Annotated in this window: 9 protein-coding genes; 1 reads left to right on the top strand and 8 read right to left on the bottom strand. The window is 72.9% G+C overall.

Annotation, left to right across the window (positions count from 1 at the left end; all coding sequences use genetic code 11):
* The 7 genes from ACY0I8_RS13710 to ACY0I8_RS13740 form a co-directional block, all read right to left on the bottom strand.
* A partial coding sequence (locus ACY0I8_RS13710; RefSeq protein ID WP_461395204.1) for a chemotaxis protein CheA occupies positions 1–1743 on the bottom strand: 1743 nt, incomplete at its 3' end.
* 18 nt (positions 1744–1761) lie between these two features.
* Entirely contained in the window at positions 1762–2133 is a 372-nt protein-coding gene (locus ACY0I8_RS13715; protein WP_461395205.1) for a response regulator, read from the bottom strand.
* Positions 2126–2419, bottom strand: a complete 294-nt coding sequence (locus ACY0I8_RS13720) for an STAS domain-containing protein (RefSeq protein WP_461395206.1) — start codon at positions 2417–2419, stop codon at positions 2126–2128. The genes ACY0I8_RS13715 and ACY0I8_RS13720 overlap by 8 nt, the downstream gene beginning before the upstream one ends.
* Positions 2420–2432: 13 nt before the next feature.
* The gene (locus ACY0I8_RS13725) at positions 2433–4127 is read right to left on the bottom strand and encodes a coiled-coil domain-containing protein (protein ID WP_461395207.1); all 1695 of its coding nucleotides are present in this window, start codon (positions 4125–4127) and stop codon (positions 2433–2435) included.
* Positions 4124–5350, bottom strand: coding sequence for a hybrid sensor histidine kinase/response regulator (locus ACY0I8_RS13730; protein WP_461395208.1), 1227 nt, complete (start codon positions 5348–5350; stop codon positions 4124–4126). Before ACY0I8_RS13730 ends, ACY0I8_RS13725 begins: the two co-directional genes overlap by 4 nt.
* Positions 5343–5939, bottom strand: coding sequence for a MarR family transcriptional regulator (locus tag ACY0I8_RS13735; protein WP_461395209.1), 597 nt, complete (start codon positions 5937–5939; stop codon positions 5343–5345). Before ACY0I8_RS13735 ends, ACY0I8_RS13730 begins: the two co-directional genes overlap by 8 nt.
* The gene (locus ACY0I8_RS13740; RefSeq protein ID WP_461395210.1) at positions 5936–6412 is read right to left on the bottom strand and encodes a response regulator; all 477 of its coding nucleotides are present in this window, start codon (positions 6410–6412) and stop codon (positions 5936–5938) included. Before ACY0I8_RS13740 ends, ACY0I8_RS13735 begins: the two co-directional genes overlap by 4 nt.
* Positions 6413–6638: 226 nt before the next feature.
* Here ACY0I8_RS13740 and ACY0I8_RS13745 point away from each other — a divergent pair, with 226 nt between their 5' ends.
* Complete coding sequence (locus tag ACY0I8_RS13745; protein ID WP_461395211.1) at positions 6639–8552, top strand: PAS domain-containing sensor histidine kinase; 1914 nt, start codon at positions 6639–6641, stop codon at positions 8550–8552.
* A 30-nt stretch (positions 8553–8582) separates the two neighbouring features.
* On the opposite strand, the gene ACY0I8_RS13750 is transcribed toward ACY0I8_RS13745, so the two are convergent.
* A partial coding sequence (locus ACY0I8_RS13750; RefSeq protein WP_461395212.1) for an ATP-binding protein occupies positions 8583–9226 on the bottom strand: 644 nt, incomplete at its 5' end.

Genomic DNA, 9226 nt, shown 5'->3' on the forward strand with positions numbered 1-9226 from the left:
CCGGCCGAGTTCCACGCACTCCTCCACGAGGTCGAGGGGCACGACGAACGCGCTTCCCCCGGTTTCCACCAGGAGCCCCTCGATGATGGCCAGGGTGAGCGGCAGCCGGATCACGACCCGGGTGCCCTCGCCGGGGCGGCTCTCGAGTTCCACGGTGCCCCGCAGGGCCTCGATGGACCGGCGCACCACGTCCATGCCCACCCCCCGGCCTGACACGTTCGAGACCGCCTTGGCCGTGGAGAACCCGGGCTCGAAGACGAGATCGAAGAGTTCCCGGTCCGAGGGCCGGGCGTCGGGGGCGAGGAGCCCCCGCTCGACGGCCTTGGCCCGGATGGCCTCGGGGTCGAGCCCCCTGCCGTCGTCGGTGATCTCGATCACCACGTTGGCCTCGGCGTGGCGGGCCGCAAGCCGCACCGTGCCCTGCCGGGGCTTCCCCTCGCGCTCGCGCTCCTCGGGGGGCTCGATCCCGTGGTCGAGGCTGTTTCGGATCAGGTGCACCAGGGGATCCCCCAGCCGCTCGATCACGGTCTTGTCGAGTTCGGTCTCGGCCCCCTCGGTCACCAGGGCCACATCCTTGCCGAGCTCGGCCGAAAGGTCGCGCACGAGGCGCCGGAACCGGCTGAAGGTGGTGCCGATGGGCATCATCCGGATGTTCAGGGCGGTGTCCCTGAGCTCGGTGGTGAGCCGCTCCATCTCCTCGGAAATCGACAGGAGTTCCGGATCGCCGCCGGTGTCCGCCCGCCGGGCCAGCCGGGCCTGGGCGATCACGAGTTCCCCCACCAGATCCACGAGGCGGTCGAGCTTGCCGGCGCTCACCCGCACCGTGGCCTCCACGGCCGGCGCCTCCCGCCCCTTGCGGACCACCTCCTGTTCGGCCAGGGCCGAGGCCACCTGGGAGGGCGTGACCTTCCCTTTCTCCACCAGGATCTCACCCAGGCGTTTCTGCTCGGCCACCGCGTCCCGCAGGTCCTCGGCCGAGATGTCGCCCCGCTCGATCAGGATGTCGCCGATGCGGCGCACCCCGTCGTCGTCCTCCTCGACGCCGGCGATCCGCTCGATCCGAAGGTCGCTTTCGTCCTCCACGAAGAGGAACACGTCCCGGACGGCGTTCTCCCCCCGGTCGGTGCGGAGCACGACGTCCCAGGTCAGGTAGCAGTTCTCGGGGTCGAGATCCTCCAGGGCCGGCACCCGGTCGGCGTGGCACACCACCCGGCACTCCCCGAGTTCCCGCAGTTCGCCCAGGAGCCGCAGGGGGTCCGTGCCGGTGAGCCACAGGTGCGCGGGCGGGACGAACCGGATCCGGTACACGGCCGGGCTCGCGGGTTCGCCGGGTTCCGCGGCCGGCCCCTGCGGGGCCGCGGGCGCGTCCCCGGCGGGAGGCGTGGCCGGCGCCCCCTTGAGCCCGGCCAGGATCGCCTCGGCCTCTCCCGGGTCGGCCCGCCCCTCCAGGAGCGCCCGGATGTGGTCGCGGCTCCGGAGCCCCAGTTCGATCAACTCCGGCGTGACCCCGGCCTCGCCGTTTCGCACACGGTCGAAGGCGGTTTCCACCTCGTGGGTGAAGGCGGCCACGTCGTCGAACCCGAACATGGCCCCCGACCCCTTGATGGTGTGGAGCGCCCGGAACGCCCGGGCCACCAGGTCCATGTCGCCGGGGGACTGTTCCAGTTCGAGGAGGACTTCCTCGAGTTCGGCCAGGAGTTCGCCGGCCTCCTGGAGGAACACCTCGCGGTACGCGTCGCTCATGGGTTTTCGTCTCCCGGCCTATTTCCCGATCAGTTTGGCCACCACGGCCAGAAGCTGCTCCGGCTGGAACGGCTTCACGATCCAGCCGGTGGCGCCGGCCGCCTTGCCCTCGGCCTTCTTGGCCGCCGCCGACTCGGTGGTCACCATGACCACCGGCGTGAACCGGTGCCTGGGATGGGCCCGCACGGCCTTGATCAGCCCGATGCCGTCCATTCCGGGCATGTTGAGATCGGTGAGCACCAGGTCGAAGGGGCCGTCCGTGTCGAGCTTTCGCGCCCCGTCGTTTCCGTCGTTGGCCGTGACCACCTCGTAGCCGGCCTGCTTGAGGGTGAAGGACACAACCTGGCGCATGCTGGCCGAGTCGTCGGCCGCCAGGATCCGCTTAGCCATCGCCGCCCTCCTCTGCGTCTCCCATCCACGCCTCCAGCGAAAATCCCGCCGCCTCGGCCACCCGGGCGAGGGCCCCGGACACCCCCGTCAGCCGAAACGAGCCGCCCCTCGCCCCGGCCGTTCGCCCGCACGCGGCCAGCACCTGGAGAAACGCCGAGTCCGCCTCCTCCACCCCGGAGGCGTCGACCCGCACGTCGGGGTCCGCCTCGAACGCCTCCCTAAGGGCTCGGAAGGCATCCCCGATCCGCTCCACCGTGATCTTTCCCGCGAGCCGCACCGTTTGCATGTCGGGTTCCCTCTCAAAACAGCTCCACGTTGTCCCCGAACTCCCCGGCCTCCTCGTCGGCCGCGCCCCCCACGACCTCCTCGTGCACCCGGCGCTGGGTGGCCATGGTGTAGTCCCTCTGCACGCGGTCGACCAGATCCCCGGGCCCTGCCACGCCCGGGGGCACCGCGGCGCGGAGGGTCTCGAGGAGGGAGGCCATCTCGCGGCGGGCCGACGCCACCTCGTCGCGCACCCACGCGGCGGGGGAATCCCGCCGGGCCTCGGCGAGCGTCTCGTCGAGCCGCCCAAGGCATGCGCCGAGTTCCGTCTCGGCCTCCCGGCGGATGGCTTCGAGCGCCCGGGCCGCGCCTTCGAGCCGCTGCGGGAGCCCGGCGAACCCTTCGAGCCCGTCGTCCCCGTCCTGACTCTGCCGAAGCGACGCCGACGCCTCCCCGAGGCGGCGCAGGGCGTGGGCCACCCCCCGCCCCACCCCCCCGGCCTTGGCGGCCTCCCGCTGGATCTCGGTGGCGATCACCGCCAGCGTGCGGCCTTCCCTTCCGGCCCGGGCCGCCTGGATGATGGCGTTGAGCGCGATGAGGTCCAGATCGGAGACGACGTCCTCGATCGTATCCACCTGACCGGTGAGGGCCTCCGCCTCCGACGCGGCCTGCCGAAGGATCCCGGCCACCTCGTCCCTGGAGGCCCGGAGGGCTTCGAGATGGGCGGTGAGGTCCCCGCCGCCCCCGACCGCGTCGCCCCCGCTTCCCGCCTGCAGGCCCTCCAGCGACGTTCGCAGCCCGGCCGCGGCCTCGGCGATCTCGTCGAACTCCCGGCCCACCGCCTCGAGCGCGGCCGCGTAGGCGTCGAGGGCCTCGTCCATCTGGGCGATCTCGAGGGCCAGAACCGACGCGATCTCGGCCTGCGCCGCGACGCGGCCGGCCTGCGCCGGATCCCCCGCGTACCCGGCCGCTTCCCCCAGGGCGAGCCCCACCTGCTCGAGGCGCTGGCGCGTGATGTCCTGGGACTGGAGCGCGGTGAGGATCCGGCCGGCCGCCGCCCCGGCCGCCTGGGCCGCCCGCCCCATCCCCTCGGCCGCCGCCCGGGCCCTCGAAGCCGCGGCAACGCTCGCGTCCAGGGCCTCCCGCATCCGCTCCACCGCGGCCCGCAGGTCCTCCACCCCCCGGGCCTCGAGCCGCCGGAGTTCGTCCCGGCGGGCGCGCACGGCGTCTTCGAGCCGGCGGGAGCGGCTGAGTACCGAGTCGAACAGCTCCCCGATCCGCACCGACAGCCGCGCCACCACCTCGGGGAGCACCATGAGGTCGCTTCGGGCGGCCCCGAATCGCGCCACTTCGATCCGGGTCGACACGGCGAGCGCCCGCAGGTACCGCACGGCTCGTTTCGCCTCCTCGGCGGCAGCGGGCACGTGGGCCAGGGGGTCCACCAGCCGGTCCAGGGCCCGGCCCGCGTGGGAGCCCCCGTCCCACCCGGCGAGCGCCTCCATGCCCCGCCGGAGGTCGTCGGCCACCGCCTCGAGCCCCACCCCGCCCAGTCGGCCGGCCGTCTCCTCGGCCCGGGCCGCGGCGTCGAGGCAGCATTCGAGCAGGGTCTGGACCCGGCCCAGGTAGGCCACGAACCGCTCCTCCGAGGCCCGGGCCGTATCGGCGACCCGGCCGGCCGCCCGGGACAGGCGCCCGGCCAGTTCCCCCGGGGAAACCCCGGCCCCGCTCACGGCCCCTCTTCCGGCCCCGGGGAGGCCCGATAGGGCAGCCGGATCACGACCCTCGTTCCCCGGTCCTCCTCGCTTTCGATCTCCATCTGCCCTCCACACCGCCGCACGGCCTCGTGGGCCAGGCTCAGGCCCAGGCCGGTCCCCCCCTCCTTGCGGGAGAAGAACGGCATGAACACTTCGTCCAGGAGCCCCTGGGGGATCCCGGGCCCGTCGTCCTCCACGACGACCTCGGCCACCCCGTCATACTCCCGCGTGCCGTACGGTCCGAGGGCCACGCGGACGCCGACGCGGCCGCCGGTGACGCCGACGGCCTCGGCCGCGTTGACGAGCACGTTCACGAAGGCGGTCTCCAGGTCGGCGCGGGCGCCCAGGACGAACACCGGCACCTCGGGTCCCTCCACGCGCAACACCCCGTGGGGCGGCATGCGGTGCCGCACCAGCCGGGCCGACGCTTCGAGCACCTCCCCCAGGTCCAGCGGCTCGGCCTCGTTGCGACGCGGTTTGGCAAACCCCTGGAGCCCCTTCACGAGATCCTCCACCCGGTGAACCCCCTGGGCCAGGTCCCGCACCAGGGCCTCCAGGTCCGCCCGCGTGAGCCCGGGCAACACGGCCGGCCCCTGGGGATCCGCGTCCCCCGTGCGGGCCACGCACCGCTCCAGGACCTCGACGTTCCCCTTGACGAACGTGAGCGGGTTGCGGAGTTCGTGGGCGAGTCCGGCGAGCAGCCGCCCCAGGGTGGCGAGCCGCGATTCCCGGGCCTCGCGCTCCCGCAGGCGCGCCGCCTCCTCTTGGAGGACGGCCGTCTCGTGCCGCAGGAGACACCGCTCGATCGCCGGCTGCAGGTGGCGGCGCAGAGTCTCCAGGTCCACGGGCTTCTCCACGTAGTCCGTGGCCCGGGACCGCAGGGCCTCCACGACGGTTTGGCGCTCGGAAAACGCGGTCATGAGGAGCACCTCGGTATCCGAACTGACCCGGCGGATCTCCCGGAGGAGTTCGACCCCGGTGAGCCCCGGCATGCGGATGTCGGACACCACGATCTCGGGCCGCTCCCCCTGAAAGAGCATCCAGGCCTCCAGGCCGTCGGACGCCTCCAGCACCGGGCATCCCAGGTCCCGGGCGGCCTCGGCCACGAAGGCGCGCACGCTCCCGTCGTCGTCCACCACCAGCACCGTGGGCATGTACACCCCCGAGGGCCTCCCGTTCCCGACCGCGGGCTCACCCATCGCCGTCTCCCTCCGATTCCGTGTCGATGCCGAAGTACTTCAAAAACCCGGGCCCCGGAGGGCGCCGAGGCCCGGAAGCGCGGGACATCCACACCCACGCCAGGTCCGGCGCCTCCGACGGGTCCCAGACGATTCGATCGAGGCGAATTCCCGTCTCCGTCGCAACCGCGGCCGCCAACGCCCCCGTGATCCCGTCCAGGCCCGCGGCCCTCGGGTGGCAGGCCGCCTCCACCCGCCCGTCCGGCCCGAACCCCACGGCGACCACGTCCGTCGGCACCCGGGCGGCCCGGATCTCCCTTTGGAGAACGTCGGCCACCCGGTGGGGCAGGCCCGCCTCGGCCTCGTACAGCCGGGCGAGGTCCCGGGCGAGCCAGTGGCGTTCCGAGAGGTAAAAGCGGTGCACCCCCTTGGAGCCGCCCCGACGGACCAAGCCGAGTTCCTCGAGTTCGTCGAGGGCGCGCTTGGCCGCTGAGGGCGCGACGCCCGCGGCCGATGCGATGCTTCGCCCCGACAGCCCCCCCCGGCGGGCCACCACCCGCAGCACCTTCACCCGAACCGCCGACGAGAACACCTTGTCGAGCCAGTTCACGACCCGGCCTCCATCGCGTCGAGCAATAGACGCCGCCACCGCAGGTACCGGGCCTCGGCCCCCCGCACCACCTCGGTGACCTCGTCGAGGCTTTCGAACGGCTTCACCAGATAATCGAAAACCCCCAACCGGTACGCCTCGGCCACCCGGTCGAGCTGGTGGTAGGCCGTGATCACCACGAACTGGACCGGACTGCCCGCCTCCCGGCACCGCCGGATCAGGGTGAGCCCGTCGAGCCCGGGCATCACCAGGTCGGTGATCACGAGGTGGAACGGGTTCCCCTCCGGACTCTCGAGCAACCCCAGGGCCTCGGTGGGCTCGTGGCAGCTTCGGCACTCGTATCCGTGGAGCCGCAGGTGCAGGCACAGGGTCCGCCCCACGGCGGGTTCGTCGTCGACCACCAGGATGCGAAACGGCCCGAACTCCGGCATCTCGGCCTCCCGTGTGTTCTCATGGGCGAGCAAACGATTCATCACACCCCCAAGGGATCGGCAGTCCGCCGTCTTTCTTGACACCGCCCGCGACTTTATGTTCTCGCCCGAGAGCATTATTTCCGGTTTTCGCGGTGGGGCCTTGGCCGGGGCTCAAGGAGGCCAACCGCGTGCCGATAGAAAACGAGCGGAACGTGCCCTTGACGCAGGGAAGTTTTCTGGTATCTGGTAACCGACCGGGGAACGCCGGGCGGTTCGGGGGACCCCCATGACGGATCCGAAACTCCAACGCGACCTGCTCCTCCACGCCCTCGAGGCCTCCGAGGACGGGGTGGCCATCCTGGGGCCGGACCGCCGGGTGCGGTACGCGAACCGGGCGTACCGGGACCTCTGGGGCCTTTCCCCGGAATTTCTCGCCGGCCAGCCCCCCATCGAGGACTGCATCCGGGAGGTGTGCCGCGCCGGGATCTCAGCCCCGGAGGACCCGGAGGCCCTGACCCGGGAACGGCTGGAACAGTTGGGACGCCGCGCCCCGAACACGGTGATCGAGACGCCCCGGGCCGATGGCCGGGTGGTGGAGGGCCGGGCCAACCCGCTCCCGGACGGCGGCTGGATCCTCACGTTTCGCGATGTGACCGACCGGGTCCGCGAGCAGGAGGAGTTGGCCCGGAGCCGGGCGTTCTACAAGACGTTTCTGGAACGCACCCACGAGGTCCCCTGGGAATTCGACCTGGACGCCGACCGGTTCTTGTTCATGGGCCGGCAGGTCACCGCCCTGACGGGCTACCCCCCGGAGGCGTGGACCGATCTCGCCTCGTGGGCCAACCGGATCCATCCCGAGGACCGCGAGCGGGCCGTTCGGGCGTGCATGGTGGCGAGCCGGGCCGGGGAACCCCACGAACTGCGCTACCGGATGGTTACGGCCCGCGGCGAGGTGCGCTGGATTCTCGACGTGGTGACCCCGGTGCGGCTGCCGCGCGACGGGACCCACCTGTTTGGGATCTTCATCGACATCACCCGGGACGAGGAGCGGGAGGAGCGGCTGCGGCGGGCCGAGGAGACCGTGCGCCGGGTGGAGCGGCTCGAGACCTTGGGGCTCGTGGCCTCCGGGGTAGCCCACGACTTCAACAACCTGCTCACCCCCATCCTCGCGTACGCGGAACTCGTGCAGAGCGAGCTGCCGGACGACTCGCCCCTGCGGCCGAAGGTGGCCCGGATCGAGGCCGCGGCGACCCAGGCGGCCGTGCTGGCCCAACAGGTGCTGGCGCTGTGCCGCGACCTGGGCCCCGGGCCGCTCGTGCCGGTGGACCTCGGGGCCGCGGTCCGAAGGGCGGAGGATCTCCTGCGCACGGCCGTGCCCGGGAGCGTGGAGATCCTCATCGATACGTCCCGCGCGGAGGGCGCTTCGGTGCGCGCCGACGAACCCAGGCTCCAGCAGGTGCTCCTCAACCTCTGCGTGAACGCGGCCCAGGCCATGGAAGGGAGCGGCCGTATCGAGATCAAGGTGGAGCGCGCCGGGGGTGCGGCCCGCCTCACCGTGGAGGACGAGGGGCCGGGGGTGCCCGTGGAACTGCGGGAGCGGATCTTCGAGCCCTTCTTCACCACCCGGAGCGGCCGGGGCGGCACGGGGATCGGGCTCGCCACGGTGCGGCGGATCGTGGCGGACGAACTCGGGGGGAGCGTCCGGGTCCGGAACCGGCCGGCCGGGGGCGCGCGCTTCGAGGTGGTGCTGCCGCTGGCCGAAGACCGCCCGGTGGATGAGCAACCACCCGGGGGGATGGGGGAGGCAGAGGAAGCGCCCCAACAGGAGGCCGCGCGCCGTCCCGTGGTCCTGGTCGGTGAGAAGCGGGGCCTCGTGGAGATCCTCGCCCGGCTCCTCGCGGAACACGGCTTCGCCCCTCGCCCCGCGGCCGGACCCGATGGCGTCCGGGACGCCCTGGATTGCGGCGGGGACCGTTCCGCCGCCCTCGTGGCCGACTGGGATTCCCCCGACGGCCCCGCCGCCGCGGCCGTGCGGGCCGCCCGGGAACTCCTGCCGGACCTGCCCGTGATTCTCCTCGTTCGCCGGGGGGACGCCCACGCCGGGGAATCCCTTGCCGGCACCGGGCCCGTCCGGCGGGTCGAGAAACCCACCCGGGCCCAGGAACTTCTCGACGCCCTGCGGGAGGCGGCCGGGACGTGACCGCGGGGGCTGGGGCGGACGTTCGGCCCGTCAGCCGGCCCTTCCGCCGACCCCTTCCGCGATCACCCGCAGGAGATCGGCGAGCGCGTACGGCTTGGCCATCGCCGCGTCGAACCCGTGCTCCCGGGGGCGGGCCACGGCGGGGGCCTCCGCGTACCCGCTGACCGCCACGGCGAACACCTCCCTTGAAAGATCCCGGATCCGCTCCAACGCCTCCTCCCCGCCCAGACCGCCTCGCACCGTGAGGTCGAGCACCACGGCGTGGGGGGGCGCCCCCGCCCGGAGGGCTCCGGCGAACGCCTCCACGGCCTCCTCCCCCGACGAGACCACCCGCGCCTCGATCCCCTCCTCGGCGAGGCGTTCGGCCAGGATCTGCCGCAGCACGGGGTCGTCGTCCATGGCCAGGACGCGAAGCCCGCGCAGCGACGGCGCCTGGTATCCTCTGGGGGGTGTCCGGTCCTCGAGGGCCTCCGCGCCGGCCGCGGGGAGGTACACCTCAACGGTGGTGCCCCTCCCCGGTTCGGACGCCACATGGATCGCGCCGCCGTGGCGACGGACAATCGAATAGGAGGTCGCGAGACCGAGCCCGCTGCCGTCGGGCTTGGTGGTGAAGAAGGGATCGAAGATCCGGTCCAGGTGTTCCGCCGGGATCCCGCAGCCCTCGTCGGCCACGG

The sequence above is a fragment of the Deferrisoma sp. genome (genome assembly GCF_054681715.1).